The sequence below is a fragment of the Mucilaginibacter ginsenosidivorax genome, assembly GCF_007971525.1.
Taxonomy (GTDB): domain Bacteria; phylum Bacteroidota; class Bacteroidia; order Sphingobacteriales; family Sphingobacteriaceae; genus Mucilaginibacter; species Mucilaginibacter ginsenosidivorax.
The window spans coordinates 2433862-2450000 of record NZ_CP042437.1 but is presented as its reverse complement, the minus strand read 5'-3'; the positions used below and the strand labels follow the sequence as shown (position 1 = coordinate 2450000).

Annotated in this window: 11 protein-coding genes; 7 read left to right on the top strand and 4 right to left on the bottom strand. The window is 46.2% G+C overall.

Features of this window, described 5'->3' with window-relative positions; translation table 11 throughout:
* The first annotated feature begins 11 nt into the window (after positions 1-11).
* Positions 12-1553, top strand: a complete 1542-nt coding sequence (locus FSB76_RS10250) for a RagB/SusD family nutrient uptake outer membrane protein (RefSeq protein ID WP_147053484.1) — start codon at positions 12-14, stop codon at positions 1551-1553.
* Between the two features lie 161 nt (positions 1554-1714).
* Here the strand turns inward: FSB76_RS10250 and FSB76_RS10245 are convergent, their stop codons facing one another.
* The 3 genes from FSB76_RS10245 to FSB76_RS10235 form a co-directional block, all read right to left on the bottom strand.
* Complete coding sequence (locus FSB76_RS10245) at positions 1715-3262, bottom strand: FAD-dependent monooxygenase (RefSeq protein WP_147053483.1); 1548 nt, start codon at positions 3260-3262, stop codon at positions 1715-1717.
* A 41-nt stretch (positions 3263-3303) separates the two neighbouring features.
* Positions 3304-4122: a helix-turn-helix domain-containing protein gene (locus tag FSB76_RS10240; RefSeq protein WP_147053482.1), complete on the bottom strand. Its 819-nt coding sequence runs from the start codon at positions 4120-4122 to the stop codon at positions 3304-3306.
* A gap of 95 nt (positions 4123-4217) precedes the next feature.
* Complete coding sequence (locus tag FSB76_RS10235) at positions 4218-5405, bottom strand: anhydro-N-acetylmuramic acid kinase (RefSeq protein WP_147053481.1); 1188 nt, start codon at positions 5403-5405, stop codon at positions 4218-4220.
* A 104-nt stretch (positions 5406-5509) separates the two neighbouring features.
* On the opposite strand from FSB76_RS10235, the gene nagB reads away from it, so the two are divergent.
* The 5 genes from nagB (at position 5510) to FSB76_RS10210 (ending at position 12430) form a co-directional block, all read left to right on the top strand.
* On the top strand, positions 5510-7432 hold the full coding sequence (nagB, locus tag FSB76_RS10230; protein ID WP_147053480.1) for a glucosamine-6-phosphate deaminase: 1923 nt from the start codon (positions 5510-5512) through the stop codon (positions 7430-7432).
* A gap of 61 nt (positions 7433-7493) precedes the next feature.
* Positions 7494-7853 (top strand): four helix bundle protein, encoded by a 360-nt coding sequence (locus tag FSB76_RS10225; RefSeq protein WP_147053479.1) that lies wholly within the window; start codon positions 7494-7496, stop codon positions 7851-7853.
* Between the two features lie 3 nt (positions 7854-7856).
* On the top strand, positions 7857-8990 hold the full coding sequence (locus FSB76_RS10220) for an acyltransferase family protein (RefSeq protein WP_147053478.1): 1134 nt from the start codon (positions 7857-7859) through the stop codon (positions 8988-8990).
* A 3-nt stretch (positions 8991-8993) separates the two neighbouring features.
* Positions 8994-9497: a DUF2059 domain-containing protein gene (locus FSB76_RS10215; protein WP_147053477.1), complete on the top strand. Its 504-nt coding sequence runs from the start codon at positions 8994-8996 to the stop codon at positions 9495-9497.
* A 68-nt stretch (positions 9498-9565) separates the two neighbouring features.
* Positions 9566-12430 (top strand): M16 family metallopeptidase, encoded by a 2865-nt coding sequence (locus FSB76_RS10210; RefSeq protein ID WP_147053476.1) that lies wholly within the window; start codon positions 9566-9568, stop codon positions 12428-12430.
* A gap of 82 nt (positions 12431-12512) precedes the next feature.
* On the opposite strand, the gene FSB76_RS10205 is transcribed toward FSB76_RS10210, so the two are convergent.
* Positions 12513-13181: a hypothetical protein gene (locus tag FSB76_RS10205; RefSeq protein ID WP_147053475.1), complete on the bottom strand. Its 669-nt coding sequence runs from the start codon at positions 13179-13181 to the stop codon at positions 12513-12515.
* Positions 13182-13269: 88 nt separating this feature from the next.
* Between FSB76_RS10205 and FSB76_RS10200 the strand changes: the two genes are divergently transcribed.
* Positions 13270-15858: a ligase-associated DNA damage response DEXH box helicase gene (locus FSB76_RS10200; RefSeq protein WP_147053474.1), complete on the top strand. Its 2589-nt coding sequence runs from the start codon at positions 13270-13272 to the stop codon at positions 15856-15858.
* The last annotated feature ends 281 nt before the right edge of the window (positions 15859-16139 follow it).

Here is a 16139-nt window from a genome sequence, read left to right as displayed (position 1 = left end):
AAATAAACAACATGAAAAATAAGTTATTATATATCATTGTCATGACAATGGTTTTATCATCTTGTAAAAAAGATTTTTTAAACCAGTTGCCTCCAACATATTTGAGTTCTGCCTCGTTTTTTAAAAATAAAACCCAGTTTGATCAGGCATTAACGGGGGCTTATACATCATTGCGTGCAATAGTGCACGAAGGAATTTATATGGACGAAATGCGTTCTGATAACGCTTTTTTTACAAGGTATTCTGCCAACAGGGGATTAGAAAGCTTAGAAGTGCTGGCGCTGTTTTTGGATGATGCCAATTCCAGCGCAACGCCCAATTCACAGGGAAACCGGTATGCAGATAATTATACAGGGATTGCCAGGGTAAACACTATTTTAACCAGGCTGGCATCGTCTACCTTATCACAACCCGAAAAAGACCAGATTTCTGGCGAAGCTTTATTTCTGCGGGCCTTTTATTATTTCGATTTGGTACAGCATTATGGCGGGGTACCTTTACAGTTGAAGGAGTTAACTTCGGTAGAAGAGGCATTTCAGCCAAGAAATACGGCCGACGAAGTGTATAAACAAGTCATAGCAGACCTTAAAGCGGCCATTCCTGTACTTCCCGTAGCCGCTAAATTTCCGCAGTCGGGCAGGGCATCTAAAGGCGCCGCCAAAATGTTATTGGCCTATGCGTACATGTCGCAGCCAACTAAAGATTTTGCAAGTGCTGAGACTGAATTACGCGACATTACCCAGATGAATTATACCCTGCTGCCCAAATATGCTGATGTATTTGATCCGGTTAACAAAAACAATTCCGAATCGATATTTGAAGTGCAGTATAAGTCGGATCTGATTAGTGGCCAACAAAGTAATTTTGCCTGGATTTTTATGCCTAAAACAACTAATTCAGAGTTTCTTGCGGGCTACCATGGAGGTTCGATGGATATCTCCAGTGGTTGGAATGTGCCAACAAAGGAAATGGTGGATTCGTACGAGCCCGGTGATTTAAGGCTGCCTGCATCCGTTGCTGTTGTTGAAGGGAAAATTAGCGGGGTGGAAGATTTTACGGCCACCGGCCTTAAAAGCCCTGTTGGCTTTACGCCCACACCGGGGTTAACCTATTTTTATATGATAAAAAAATACTTTCATCCTCCCTATATAACAGATTTTAATACCCCCGATGACTGGCCGGTATTTAGGTACTCAGGAGCACTTTTATTATTGGCAGAATGTTTGGTGAATGAAAATAAAAATGCCCAGGCATTACCGTATTTGAACCAGGTAAGACAAAGAGCTGGCTTGCCGGCAGTTGCGCAGGCAACTGCGGCCAATGTGGCCGATGAAACCCGCCATGAATTGGCGTTTGAAAATCACCGCTGGACAGATTTGATCCGTATTGGAAAAGCCATTGAGGTATCTAACGCAAAAGGGGTACGTTTAAAGGCATTGTATGGATGGATATTACCGGCAGCCTTTAATGTAACACAAAATAAACTAATTTTCCCGATTCCGTTCCGCGAACTGCAGATAAACAACAAACTGACTCAAAACCCGGGCTATTGATTTTTTACTAAGCCGTAGCCTTCAAAACAGGTAAACAAGTGTCTTACAAACCTTGTTTACCTGTTTGTGTTTATTATGCTTTTGTATTTAATCCGGTGTTGAATAAACTATTATTGAATTTAACTGATGAGCGGGGATATGTTTGGCCGGTTAACAACCTTTTAATTGCCGCCAAACCAACGCTCAGCAATCGGCCGAAGTTCGCTGTAATCTGGGTTGCCTGCACAAGCCCAGGCGATAATGCCATCCGGGCGTATCAGCGCGGCGCTTACACCTAATCGCTCTTTTGTGCTGCCTGAGATATATTTGATCGGCTTGCTATATTCGCCGGCTAAGGATTTAAGCGAGGGGTTGGCATCAAAATCCAGCAGTATCCCCAGGCCATCGTGCATAAGCTCGCCAATTTTTGTGCCATCCCCAAGTTCAAAGTTGGGAACACTGTAGCCAGCCAGGGGGTGATGACCACCAAGATCATAGTGGGTGGAAACACCCCAAACGCGCCCTGCAAAATAGGTGGCACCATCACGTGTATTCATCAGGTCGTGTATAATTGCTTGCAGTGCGCGGGCTCCCGGGCTTGGTTTCATGATGGCAACCTGCGCGCGCGACCAATCCAAAACCTGTGCGCCAATTGGGTACCGTTCAATGTAATAGCTATCCAACAGGCCTTCCGGCGCTCCCTGGCAGATGGTTGCAGCAAGTTTCCAGCCGAGGTTCATGGCATCGCCCAGCCCAAGGTTAAGCCCCTGGCCACCTAATGGCGAATGAATGTGAGCAGCATCGCCGGCTAAAAGTATCCTTCCGTTGCGGTAGGTAGTGGCTTGGCGTGCGCGGTCGGTCCATGTGGTTGCAATATGCAGGGTATTGATGGTAACATCGGTGTCCGAAATGCGACGTAATACCTCCTGCACGTGTTCACGGGTTATTGGCTTTTCTGATCCATGAAATGCCCCGGCGTCAAAATCCTGCATCATTACGTAGCCGGGCTGCGATTGCAGGTACATACCTCTTGGTGTCACATTTCGGCCCGGGTTTAGTTTCTCAGGATCGGCAATGTCAATCCGGGTAGTGTAGCCGGTAAACTCAGGTTCAGTGCCTGCAAATTCAAAACCGCCCAACTTGCGCGCAACGCTGCGGCTTCCGTCGCAACCTACCAGCCATTTGCTCTGAAAAGATTGCCCACCAGACTGTACAGTTACCCCGTCTGCTGTTTGGTGAAGGTCGGTAACGGCAAGTCCGCGCTTGATTTCTACGCCAAGAGCCTCGGCGCGGCGGGCCAGCACAGTTTCAAGCTCCGCCATTTCTGAAATCAAGCTGGTATCAGTTGAGCCGGGCAGGCGGTTCGCGAATTGCCCCGTGTCAATATCGCCTTCATGAAAAGGAATGCCGGCGAAGTGCCCAACCTGGCGCCGTAACCCTTGCCCGGCATTTTGATGCGGATTTTTAAGGCGCTTGTGTACCTCGAGTTCATGGAGCAACCCGCGCCGGTACAGCGCCTCGATAGTAGGAGCAGAGAGCCCCCTGATCCCGAAGGGTAGTTGTTTTAACGGCGATTGCGGATCTTCCGCTTTTTCCAGTATCAGTACCGAACATTTAGCCAGTGCCAGTTCGCAGGCCAGGAACAGGCCCACGGGCCCGGCGCCTGAAATGATCACATCGTAGGCGGAATTATTTTGTGTTGATTTATCGCTTTTAAGTGTAACTTTCATATGGAATGATTTGATACACAAAATTCAGCAATACTGCTGCTTCAGGCTTGTACAAACGCGACAAAATTATTGCCTACAGGCGGCTTTCCTTGCTTTGCTTTTCGGGCGAATGCTGCCGGAGTGGTACCGCTATACCGTTTAAACTCGCGGCTTAAGTGAGATTGATCTGTATAGCCCAGCTGATGGGCTAAGCCGGCAAGGTTGATGTCGGGATAAAGCCATAACTGGTTGCGCACCTGCTCAAAACGCATTAAACCGGATACATCTTTAATTGTGTGGCCAGACGATTGCTTGAAGTTGCGCTCCAGCGTACGAACGGTAGCATGTGCGGCCGCCGCTACCTGGCTTACCGGCATGGTACCCTTTGCTTTGCTCATGGCAACTCCTGCTTTAAATAGCATACTGCTGGTAGCAACGGCCGACCGGGCAGTCAGGAAATACTGTTTTACCGCGGCCAGTGCTTCATCTATCCTGCCGGCCTCAATGCAGTTTATTAAAGTAGGTTGAAGTTGGGCTATAGGATGCTCAAATATGGTCACACCGCCTTTACCCGCCGGCAGCCCGAGCAAATCGAACACCGTCCAGGGAAAGCACCTGATGCCAATAATTTCTAAACGGTTTTTGGCATAAAAAACAACAGGTTGGTTGAGCAACCCCATCATAAACGGCGATGGCAATGGTAGCATGCCCTCATTCTGGGCAATGCTGCAACCGCTCCCGAAATGAAAAATAATTTCGGCATAGCCATCGGGTTGTACTTCAAAATCAGTTACCTGGTCCCCGAAATCTCTGCTGTTGTACCAAAAACATTTTATGGAATCTTGTAGCTCTTCGCGAGGCGCAAATTCTTGGTGCTGCATATTGAAAGATAGTGCTGCAGGATAATATTAGCAATTTTTACTTAAACTTTATTTAAACTATCCGAAGGCTTTTTGAGCAGCCACCAAACAGATCATCAAACTGCAAAACTAAACTTCCCCATCAACACCTTCGGATTATCGCCCAAAACAATAGGTTCGCCGCACAAAGCCTCATTCCCAAGTAAGGCAAATAATATGGCTTCCTTGGCATCGGGATTAATACCAAGGCTGCTTGTATCCTTAATATTTTCAAAGGCCAACTTCAGTTGGGTTATCACAAAGGGGTTCCTGGCTCCGCCGCCGCTTACAAATATTTTCAGGTTATCGACTTGTATATTGGCTTTGATAAAATTGATAATGGATGTAGCGGTGAATGCGCTTAATGTACTTACCAAATCTTCGGGCGGCAATTCCTTTGTTTGTGATTGTTGTTGCGCATTTTCAACAAATGCAAGGTTAAACAATTCGGGCCCTGTAGTTTTCGGCGCAGCCTCTAAAAAAAACGGGTGGCTGAGCAGGGCGGTCAGTAAGTCGTGATTTACTTTACCGCTGTTGGCAATGGCCGAATCTTCATCAAAAGCCTTGTTAAAATACCGGCGGCAGGCAGCATCTACCAGGGTATTACCCGGCCCAACATCTGTACATAAAACGTTGGTTGTATCATTATTTGCGGGCAAATAGGTAAGATTTGCAATGCCGCCGATGTTCAGCAAAATCCGTTCTTCGCCGGGTTTGTGGCCCAATAGCACATCGCCATATAAGGCCAAAGGTGCGCCTTCGCCGCCGGCAGCAATGTGTTTTTGCCTGAAATCGCTTATGGTCAATATCCCGGTCTTTACCGCCAGGTGATCGCCGTCGCCAATTTGCAGTGTGGCATTGGGATAGTTTGCCTGTTTGTGTAACCTCTTTGGTGCATGGTAAATTGTTTGACCATGGCTGGCTATAAAATCGACTGTATCGGGGGCAATATCCCACTTTGAAAGGGCTTGTAGTACCAATTCGCCATGGTAGCTGCCAATGTAGGCATTTAGTAAAGTGAGTTTTTCCAGGTCGACCGTTTTTTTGGCAAATACCTGCTGTACTTCGCTTTTAAACCCTTCGGGATATGGGATGGTGATAAACTGCAGTAGTTTGTATTGAGTTTGCAGGCCATGGCCGCTAAAACTGCATAAAGCAATATCTAACCCATCTAATGACGTGCCCGACATTAAGCCGATAACGGTTTTAACAGGTTTTTGGGCGATATCAAAAAGCTTTTGCAGATTTTGGTTTAACGGTAACATGCGGTTAAATTACTATTTGTTTGGTCGTTTACAAAAGTTAAAATAATGGGTGTGGTCAATAAATATCTGATATATTTGTTTTCAACCAAATTCAACCCAACCCCATGGCCCGATTAAATTTATTGGAAGAGACCCGGTACGAGAAGCTGCCGGTAAGCGTTTATGGCAACCAACAGGAGGCATCCCTTGCCGTAGCAGGCAGGATAGCCAAACTTATCCGCGATAAGCAGGCAAAAGGCGAACAGGCCGTGCTTGGTCTGGCAACAGGTGTTACCCCCATCCGTGTTTATGCCGAACTGGTACGCTTACACAAAGAAGAAGGCTTGTCGTTTAAAGATGTGATCACCTTTAACCTGGACGAGTACTATCCCATGAAGCCCGATGCCGCCCAAAGTTATGTTACTTTCATGTATGAAAACCTTTTCAGCCATGTTGATATTGATAAAGCCAATGTGCACATACCCGATGGTACTTTGGATAAAGAAGATGTGGTAGCCTTTTGCCTGGATTATGAAAAACAGATTGAAGAATTAGGCGGCCTGGATTTACAGATATTAGGTATCGGCCGTACCGGTCACATCGGCTTTAACGAACCGGGTTCGGCACCAAACTCGGGTACCCGTTTGGTTACTTTAGATGATTTGACCCGCAGCGATGCCGCCCGCGATTTTGGCGGTAAGGCCAATGTGCCTACTAAAGCCATCACCATGGGTATTGGCACCATTTTTAAAGCCCGCGAAATTATCCTGATGGCCTGGAGCGCCAAAAAGGCGCCGATTGTTAAAAAAGCCGTGGAAGGTGAAATATCCGGCGAAGTACCTGCCACCTATTTGCAATTATCAGATCATGTTGAATTTGTACTTGACGAAGCGGCAGCTTCTGAACTAACCCGTTTTGATACCCCATGGCTGGTAAAAGATTGTTCATGGGATGATAATACCCTGAAAAAGAAAGCCGTGATCTGGCTGGCTGATACCATTGGCAAACCGGTATTAAAACTTACCGAGGAAGATTATAACAACCACGGTATGGCTCAATTAGCGGTAGAGCAAGGCCCCGTTTACAACATCAATATTGATATCTTTAACCAGATACAGCATACCATTACCGGCTGGCCGGGTGGCAAACCCAATGCGGATGATTCACAACGACCTGAAAGAGCTTTACCGGCGAAAAAACGTTCGGTTATCTTTTCTCCACACCCGGATGATGATGTGATTTCGATGGGTGGTACATTCATCCGCCTGGTTGATCAGGGGCATGATGTGCATGTAGCCTACCAAACATCGGGCAATACCGCGGTTTGGGACGATGATGTACTGCGCTACATGGAATTCGCTATCGATTTTACCAACAGCATCGGTGAGGACAGTAACCACCTGACAAAATTGTATGAAGAAATGCGCGCCTTCTTCCCGCAAAAACAACCCAACCAGATTGATACCCGCGAGATAAGGAATGTAAAAGGTTTCATTCGTAAAACAGAGGCCATTTCAGGCGCCCGTTATGCAGGTTTGCCCGACGATCATATCCACTTTATGGCTTTGCCTTTTTACGAAACAGGTAAAACCAAAAAGAACACCGTTGGCGAGGAAGATATCCAGCTGACCATCGACCTGTTGCAAAAAATAAAACCACACCAGATCTTCGCAGCCGGTGATTTTGCCGACCCGAACGGAACCCACCTGGTTTGCTTTAACATTATCCTTGCTGCTCTTGATCGCCTGAAAGCAACCGAAGAATGGGTAAAAGATTGCTGGTTATGGATGTACCGCGGTGCATGGCACGAGTTTGAAACTTACGAAATTGAAATGGCTGTGCCGCTTTCACCACAAGAGGTAATTCGTAAGCGCAATGCTATTTTCAAACATCAATCTCAAAAAGACAGGCCGGTATTTCCTGGTGATGACGCGAGGGAGTTTTGGGTACGTGCCGAAGACAGGACACGAGACACCGCGCAGAAATATGATCGCCTGGGTTTAGCGGAGTATGAAGCCATGGAAGGTTTTAAGCGTTATAAGTTTTGAGAGGTGAGTTTTAAGTGATGAGTTTAAAAAAGCGCCATTTTAATTAACGATAATCTGATTAATGCAGGATTTTAAGAAACTGTTGGTTTGGCAAAAATCGTTCGATTTTGTGTCTGCTATTTACCAGCATACAGCAATGTATCCATCAGAAGAAAAATATGCTTTAATTAGTCAAACACGACGCGCTGTAATATCAATATCAAATAATATCGCCGAAGGTTGTGGTAGGTTCACGCAAAATGATTTAGTTCATTTTTTGCAAATGTCTTTAGGTTCTGCCAATGAAGTTGAAAACTGCCTCCTCATTGCCAATTCTTTGAAGTATCTAAGCGACGAAAACATGAACGAACTTAACGATCGTAACACCGAGATTCGGAAAATGATGCTTTCATTAATCGATAAAATAAGAAAAGGAAATTAGTATATGACAAAAGAGATTTCTACTCAAAACTCATCACTCAAAACTCAAAACCCACGTCTTCTCTCCCTCGATGTAATGCGTGGGGCTACAATCGCCGCTATGATACTGGTGAACGATCCGGGCGATTGGGGGCATATCTATGCACCGCTTGAACATTCCAAATGGAATGGCTGTACGCCTACAGACCTGGTGTTTCCATTCTTTTTGTTTATGGTTGGTGTATCGGTTACCTACGCTATGGAAAGCAGGAAATCAACTGTCTCTCATTCCAAATTAATTCTGAAAGCACTGCAGCGCACTGCTATCTTAATTGCCATCCCCTGGATAACGCAATTGATATTTCACTGGGACCGTGGGTTTTCGCATTTGAGGTTTCCAGGTGTATTGCCACGTATTGCTTTGGTCTATTTCATTTGTACCATAATCTATCTAAAAACATCACAAAAAACATGCGATTGGATTTTTGCCGGCGCGTTAATCGGTTATTTTATCATCATGACATTTATCCCTGTTCCGGGTGTAGGCTATGCCAACCTGGAGCCGGAGACTAATATGGGGGCCTGGATAGACAGGTTGGTTTTTACCACCAATCACCTCTGGAGCGAATCGCGCACCTGGGACCCCGAAGGTTTATTAGGCACCTTACCTGCCGTGGCAACGGGGTTGTTCGGTATCAGGGTTGGCACCTGGCTAAAACGGAAAGATGTAGACGATAATGTTAAAGTAAGCTGGATGTTTACCTACGGCGTTATCGCCGTTGTTGCCGGGCTGGTATGGGATTTGTTTTTTCCCATTAATAAAGCCTTGTGGACAAGCTCGTTTGTGCTTTATACCGGCGGGTTGGCCACCATTGCACTGGCACTAAGCTACTGGCTTATTGATGTGCAGGGGCGTAAGCGGTTTACTTATCCTTTCGTAGTTTTTGGGGCCAACGCCATTACGGCTTATGTGCTTTCGGGTTTTATTCCGCATTATTTGAACATGATAAAAATTGGCGGCTTATCTATTTATCAAACCGTTTTTGCGCCCCATTTCTCGCCCCTGAATGCCTCCTTGGTAAGTGCCATATTTACAGTTATTATATTATGGCTGGTGATGTGGATATTGTATCTTCGAAAAATAATTATCAAAATATAGTAAATGAAATTTAAACCAACCCTTATCGCCTTAATGGGCATTTTGCTCTTCTGCATCACCAACGCAAAGGCACAAACCACCACTCCATCTTTCAGTGCATCGCAATTAAAAGCGGCCGAAAAATTCTTGATAGCGACCGGTATAAACAGCCAATTTGGAGGCATTGTTGATAACATGATAAATACATCAAGCGCCCAGGTTCCTGAAGCGCAACGAGGCGAATTTGTAAAGGTAATGAAGCGCTTTATGGTCAAATATTATTCGTGGGATGTATTAAAAACGGAGTTTGCAAAAATATACGCTGCAGAGTATACCGAAGATGAACTCAATCAATTAACGGCATTTTATAATTCGCCGCTTGGCAAAAAGTTAAGCGCAAAAACTCCAATTTTAATGCAAAAGGGCATGGCCTTAGGACAAAAAACCATAGCCGATCACAGGCCCGAGCTGGAGCAAATGATGCAAGACGCATTTGCGAAAAAAGAAGCACCCGCGGCCAGGCAATAATTAAGGACCACAATTTGTAACTAATAGTTTCGTTTAGCATCTTAGCATAAAATATTCCCTATAATAATATGAATTTAAATAAACAGCTTTCTGTAGCCGCTTTAGCTTTACTTATAGCTTCAGGAAGTGCTTTTGCACAAGTTAAAAAAAAGCCGGCGCCATCGCCTAAAAGCAAACCGGTAGCATCGCAATTGCTTGCAAAAGCAGATGTATTGCCTATAGATAGTAAGGTGATTATTGGCAAACTGCCCAACGGCCTTACTTATTACATCAGGCAGAATGTTGAACCTAAAAATAAGGCAGAACTTTACCTGGTAAACAAGGTAGGGTCTGTTTTAGAAACCGACGATCAGCAAGGCCTTGCCCATTTTACCGAGCACATGGCCTTTAACGGCACCCGCGATTTTCCTAAAAACCAGATGGTTGATTACCTGCAAAAATCAGGTGTGAAATTTGGCGCCGATTTAAATGCTTACACCTCATTTAACGAAACCGTTTACCAGCTACCCATCCCTACCGATACGGCAGCTATTTTTAATAATGGCTTTAAAATATTGGCCAACTGGGCCGGCTACGTCAGCTTCGACCCTTCTGAAATTGATAAAGAACGCGGCGTTGTTTTAGAAGAGCAGCGGCTGCGCGGCAAAAATGCCCAGGAGCGTTTGCAACAGCAGGTATTGCCCGTGTTGCTTAATAACTCCCGCTACGCATTGCGTTTGCCTATAGGTAAGGAAGATATCCTTAAAAACTTTAAACCCGAGACAATAAAAAGCTTTTACCATGACTGGTATCGCCCCGATTTACAGGCGGTAATTGCGGTAGGCGATTTTGACCCTAAGCATGTTGAAGAGCTGATAAAACAAAACTTCTCGGGCTTGCAAAATCCAACTGCCGAAAAACCACGTACAAAGTATACCGTGCCTGCTACACCGGGTACCGCTGTTAAGATAGCTACGGATAAGGAATTCCCTTATACGCTGGCCGAAATTATTGTAAAACATCCTGGTACAACGGTTAAAAACACGGTTGACTATATGCAGAGTGTCAGGATCCGGTTGTTTAACCAGATGCTGAATGCCCGTTTAGGCGAATTGCTGCAAAAACCAAATCCGCCGTTTTTGTTTGGCCGGTCAAGCTACGGCGGCTTTTTGGGCGAACAGGATGCTTTTACTTCAATTGCTGTTGCCAAAACACCTGCCGAGTTAGAAGGCGCCATTAAAGCCGTTGTTGCCGAAACAGAACGGGCCCGCAAATTTGGCTTTACCCTTACCGAACTGGAGCGCGCCAAACAGGATGCGTTGGTGCAAATGGGCAATGCCTATAAAGAGCGCGATAAAACACGATCGGCAAATTTTGTACGTGAGTATCAGCAACACTTTTTGGAAGGCGAAGCAATCCCCGGTATTGAGTATGAATACAATTATTATGTAAACAACATTAACAAGATCACGGTAGACCAGATGAATGCTTTGGCCGGTAAATTTATTGGCGACCAGAACAGGGCCGTGATTGTTGAAGCCCCCGAAAAAGACAAAGCCACCTTACCAACCGACGCTACTTTACTGCAATGGATAAGTGCGGCAGGACAAGGAGTTACCGCCTATGTTGACAATGTATCATCAGAGCCTTTGTTGAGTAAATTGCCCGAGGGTACTAAAGTTGTGAATACAGTTGTCGATTCTTTAATCGGTACTACTACCTTGACGCTTGGTAATGGACTTAAAGTGATATTAAAACCAACCGATTATAAAAACGACCAGATCCTGATTAACGGCTATGCTTTTGGTGGATCGTCGTTAGCAAGCGATGATGATTTTACATCGGCTAACCTGGCTTCGTCTATCATTAGCAGCAGCGGTATTGCCCAGTTTAACCAGGGTATGCTCGATAAAAAAATGGCCGGCAAAAATGTGAGCATCACCCCTTACATCAGCGAGTTTGCCCAGGGCATTTCGGGTAACTCATCGCCTGCAGATTTTGAAACGGCGTTGCAGTTAATTTACCTGTACTTTACCCAGCCGCGTAAGGATAACGATATCTGGGAATCAACAATTGCCCAAACAAAATCGGTATTGGCCAACAGGGGCCTCGATCCGCCGAGCGTGTTCCAGGACACGGTATCAGCAACATTAAGCAACCACAATTTCAGGGGGATGGTTACCACGCCCGAAAGGCTGAGCAAAGCATCGTTGGATAAGGCCTACAGTTTTTATAAAGCCAGGTTTGCCGATGCAAGCAATTTTACCTTCACCCTGGTGGGTAATTTTGATGTAGAAACGGTAAAACCATACCTGGAGCATTATTTAGGAGGTTTGCCATCAACCAATAGTAAAGAAACCTACAAGAATTTGAACATTCAACCTCCGGCCGGCCAGATCACTAAAATAGTTAACAAGGGTGAAGCCGAAAAAAGCAGCGTTCAGCTGGTATTCAGCGGAGATTATGAGTATAATGATGCCAATAACATCCAAATGGATGCGTTGGAGGAAGTATTGAATATTAAATTGATTGAACGCCTGCGCGAGCAGGAGAGCGGTGTTTACGCTCCTGGCGTAAGGGCCGGTTACCACAAAACGCCAAGTGGTAGGTATAGCATCACCGTTTATTTTGGATGCGCACCGGAGAATGTGGACAAAATGATAGCTTCTACCCTGGATGAGATAGCCAAGCTTAAACAAAACGGTGCCCAGGCAACCGATATCCAGAAATTTGTAGCCGAAGAAGCCCGCAGCACCCGCGAGCAAATGAAAGAAAATGTTTTTTGGGCCGGATACCTGGCATCGTCGTCACAAAACGGCGAAAACCCAGACCAGATTTTGCAACACGTAGGCAACCTTGAACAGGTAACCGTACAAAGCACTAAAGATGCAGCCAACAAATACTTAAGCGGCAAAAACTTTATCAAATTAATTTTACTGCCCGAGAAGAAATAATTATTTCTTGCTGATAGTAAAAGCGCCCTGTTGGTTTACCCGGCAGGGCGCTTTTTGTTGACTGATCAATATGGTATTTCGCTTAATGCATGTTGATATAAGCAGAAGCCGCCTCATGTGCTTTGTGAACCACAACGGCTACACATTTTTTAGTAACGTCGTCTATCTCGAAAGATATGCCCTTATCGGCATCAGTATAAACCTGTACATCGTGACCGTTGGCTTTATACCTGTTAACAGGTTTTAGCGAATAATCTTTTTTAACAGCATCTAAAGTAGCACCAACACCCAAATGACCGGCAGTTTTAAACCACGGCGATGTTACCAGTATTTTTTGGACACGGCTGATAGATTCATCTTTGCCACCCATGTTACGGTGCGAATAAATGCTGGTGCGGTAGTCTTTGGTATTGTGTTTGGCAAACCATACCATTAATGAGCTGCCCATGGCAGCATCCGAGCTATCGGGCTTGCCTAATTGCTTTAAGGCCAGCTCCAGGTCCTGGTCAATCAGGATATGGCCTATTCCTTTCCCCGGCAAAATGAGGCGGTCGGTGGCAACGGTACCCATTGTTGATGTATCTGACGATATCAGCTTATCGGCTGCAGAATCATCAACGATAGATTTATCGGTTAGGGTAGTATCAGCCGCTTCGGTTTTGGCGGTATCGGCATTTGGTTGTTTATGGGCTGGCTGGTTACAGGATAACAGGCCTGTTGCCAGCAATATGATCAGGCTATTTCTTATCATACTATAGCTAACAGGATTTATCACTAATTTGTTGGCGCGTATTTGTTGCAATGGCTAACTAAACGCAAATTCAATTGTTAAGCAAACGATGATTACAAAAGGCCGGCAGGTTATACAGCATTGGTACAAGCAAAAAAACTGGCAGCAATTCGCCTTTCAGCAGGAAATGGAAGCGGCCTACCTGGGCGGCTACTCCGGTTTGCTTAACGCACCTACGGGGAGCGGCAAAACCTTTGCTTTGTTTTTGCCTTTCCTGGTAGATTTTATTAACAAACACCCGGATACTTACACCACACAAAAAAACAATGGCTTGCTGATGCTATGGATAACCCCTTTGCGTGCGCTTACCAACGATATCCGCAAAGCGATGCAGGAAGCCTGCGACGAAATGGGCCTGCCCTGGCATATAGCCACCCGCACAGGCGACACATCTGCGGCGGAAAAAGCAGCGCTGAAACGTAAATTGCCCGAGGTGTTGCTTACTACCCCCGAAAGCCTGCACCTGATGCTGGCCCAAAAAGAGTACCCCAAATTGTTCAATAACCTGCAGGTGGTAGTTATTGACGAGTGGCACGAACTACTGGGCACCAAACGCGGCGTGCAGGTGGAGCTGGGATTATCTAAGTTGAAAGCCTTAAGTCCGAAGTCTGAAGTTTTTAATCAGGTCCCCGAAAAAGACTCAGGACTTATGACTCAGAACTTAAGACTCAAAATCTGGGGTATCAGTGCAACCATAGGTAACCTGGAGCAGGCGGCCGAGGTTTTGCTGGGCAATAACTTCCCGGCAGATCAGATCAGGATGGTGCGGGCCAACCTGGAGAAGAAACTGGATATCCAGTCCATCATCCCTGGTAATGTGGAGAATTACTCATGGGCAGGCCATATTGGTTTAAAGCTGCTGCCGCAAGTGATGGAAATTGTGGCCAAAAGTAAAACCACGTTGATATTCACCAACACACGGTCGCAATCCGAGATCTGGTACCATGCTATTTTAGATAATTACCCGGAATACGCAGGCATTATGGCCATGCACCACGGCTCGTTGGATAACGAACTGCGCAACTGGGTGGAGCAGGCTCTGCATGCCGAGGCCCTGAAACTGGTGGTATGTACATCCAGCCTCGATCTTGGCGTCGATTTTAGGCCGGTTGATTGCGTGATACAGGTGGGCAGCCCCAAGGGCGTGGCCCGTTTTATGCAGCGCGCCGGGCGAAGCGGCCACCACCCTGGTGCGGTATCACGGGCATATTTTGTGCCCACACACTCGCTGGAATTGCTGGAAGGGGCCGCGCTTAAAGCCGCCATTAAACGAGGCATATTTGAAAGCCGCGACCCTATGCTGCTTACCATGGATGTGCTTATCCAATACATGGTTACGCTGGCCGTATCCGACGGTTTTAGGGCCGATGAGCTGTTTAACGAGGTAAAGGGTACCTACGCCTTTGCCGACCTTACCCGCAACGAATTTGGCCAGTTATTGGAGTTTATAACCACCGGCGGCAAAACACTGGCGCAATACGATGAGTTTTTAAAAGTAGAAATAGAGAACGGCCTGTACAAAGTAAACAGCCGCCGGGTGGCCATGCGGCACCGGCTAAGCATTGGCACCATCACCAGCGAGCTGAGCATCCGGGTGAAATGGCTGAGCGGTGGCAGCCTGGGAACCATCGAAGAATCCTTTGTATCTAAACTTAAGCCGGGTAACACCTTCTGGTTTGCGGGCCGTAGCCTGGAGTTTATCCGGGTAAAGGAAATGACGGCCTTTGTTAAAAAATCAAACTCCACCAAGGGTTTAATACCCAGCTGGAATGGTGGGCGCATGCCCTTGTCGTCACAACTGGCTGCCGTGTTCAGGGATAAGCTGGACGAGGTGGCGCACGGCATCGAAAAGGATGTGGAGGTGCTTGCGCTGAAACCTTTGTTTAAATTGCAGCAGGAATTATCGCACTTGCCGCAAAGCCACGAGTTTTTGATCGAATCCTTCAAATCCCGCGAAGGGCACCACCTGTTGTTTTATCCTTTTGAAGGGCGGCTGGTACACGAAGGTATGGCATCATTGCTGGCCTTCAGGATCAGTAAGATCAGGAATGCCAGCTTTAGCATCGCCATGAACGATTATGGCTTCGAACTGCTTACCGACGAGGACGTACCCATTGAGGACGTGCTGGAAGACGCCGGCTTTTTTTCGATAGATAACCTCATTGATGATATCCAGCATAGCCTGAACGCCAACGAGATGGCCCGCAGGCGGTTCAGGGATATAGCCCATATTGGCGGGCTGGTATTTACCGGCTATCCCGGCCAGCAGGTAAAGAATAAGCATTTGCAGGCCTCTACCTCCCTATTGTTCGAGGTGTTTACCGAGTACGAGCCGGATAACCTGCTGGTGCGCCAGGCTTATAACGAGGCTTTGGCCTTCCAACTGGAAGAATTCAGGCTGCGGGCGGCTTTGCAGCGGATAGCCACCCAAACCATCATCCTGAAAACCATTGAGCGGCCCACGCCATTTGCCTTCCCGATAATGGTTGACAGCCTTGGCCGTGAAAAACTGACTACCGAAACTATGGAAGAACGTATTGCCAAAATGGCCCGCCGCTACGGCGCCGAAGGCGTTGGCGAAGTTGATGAAACCCGCAAAAACCGCAAGCCCGGCATCACCCGGAAGAAGGGATTTTAGGTGCCTGTTTTTGCATTAAAACCTGCACTTTACAACTACTTTTCCCATACTTTTGCTGAACTTGTTAAACACCATTTAGTATTTTTGATATACTTTTAAACACTTTTGAGATACTTCTACAATCTATTAATTAATTGATTATAAGGTTTTTGACTTATATATTCTATGTTAAAGTGTCTTTTATTGTTTTTAATCAGCTACGGATGGGCAAATAAAAGCCGGGAAATGTTGTTACCATACAAATTTACAAAAAAGCAGCCCGAAAAACCAGTAACTTGGGC

Bases quoted from the DNA above. Each gene is read 5' to 3' on its own strand.
- FSB76_RS10220 (WP_147053478.1), top strand. From the start codon at position 7,857: ATGACAAAAGAGATTTCTACTCAAAACTCATCACTCAAAACTCAAAAC.
- FSB76_RS10210 (WP_147053476.1), top strand. From the start codon at position 9,566: ATGAATTTAAATAAACAGCTTTCTGTAGCCGCTTTAGCTTTACTTATA.
- FSB76_RS10235 (WP_147053481.1), bottom strand. From the start codon at position 5,405: ATGTTACCGTTAAACCAAAATCTGCAAAAGCTTTTTGATATCGCCCAA.
- FSB76_RS10200 (WP_147053474.1), top strand. From the start codon at position 13,270: ATGATTACAAAAGGCCGGCAGGTTATACAGCATTGGTACAAGCAAAAA.
- FSB76_RS10215 (WP_147053477.1), top strand. From the start codon at position 8,994: ATGAAATTTAAACCAACCCTTATCGCCTTAATGGGCATTTTGCTCTTC.
- FSB76_RS10205 (WP_147053475.1), bottom strand. From the start codon at position 13,181: ATGATAAGAAATAGCCTGATCATATTGCTGGCAACAGGCCTGTTATCC.
- FSB76_RS10225 (WP_147053479.1), top strand. From the start codon at position 7,494: ATGCAGGATTTTAAGAAACTGTTGGTTTGGCAAAAATCGTTCGATTTT.
- FSB76_RS10250 (WP_147053484.1), top strand. From the start codon at position 12: ATGAAAAATAAGTTATTATATATCATTGTCATGACAATGGTTTTATCA.
- FSB76_RS10240 (WP_147053482.1), bottom strand. From the start codon at position 4,122: ATGCAGCACCAAGAATTTGCGCCTCGCGAAGAGCTACAAGATTCCATA.
- FSB76_RS10245 (WP_147053483.1), bottom strand. From the start codon at position 3,262: ATGAAAGTTACACTTAAAAGCGATAAATCAACACAAAATAATTCCGCC.
- nagB (WP_147053480.1), top strand. From the start codon at position 5,510: ATGGCCCGATTAAATTTATTGGAAGAGACCCGGTACGAGAAGCTGCCG.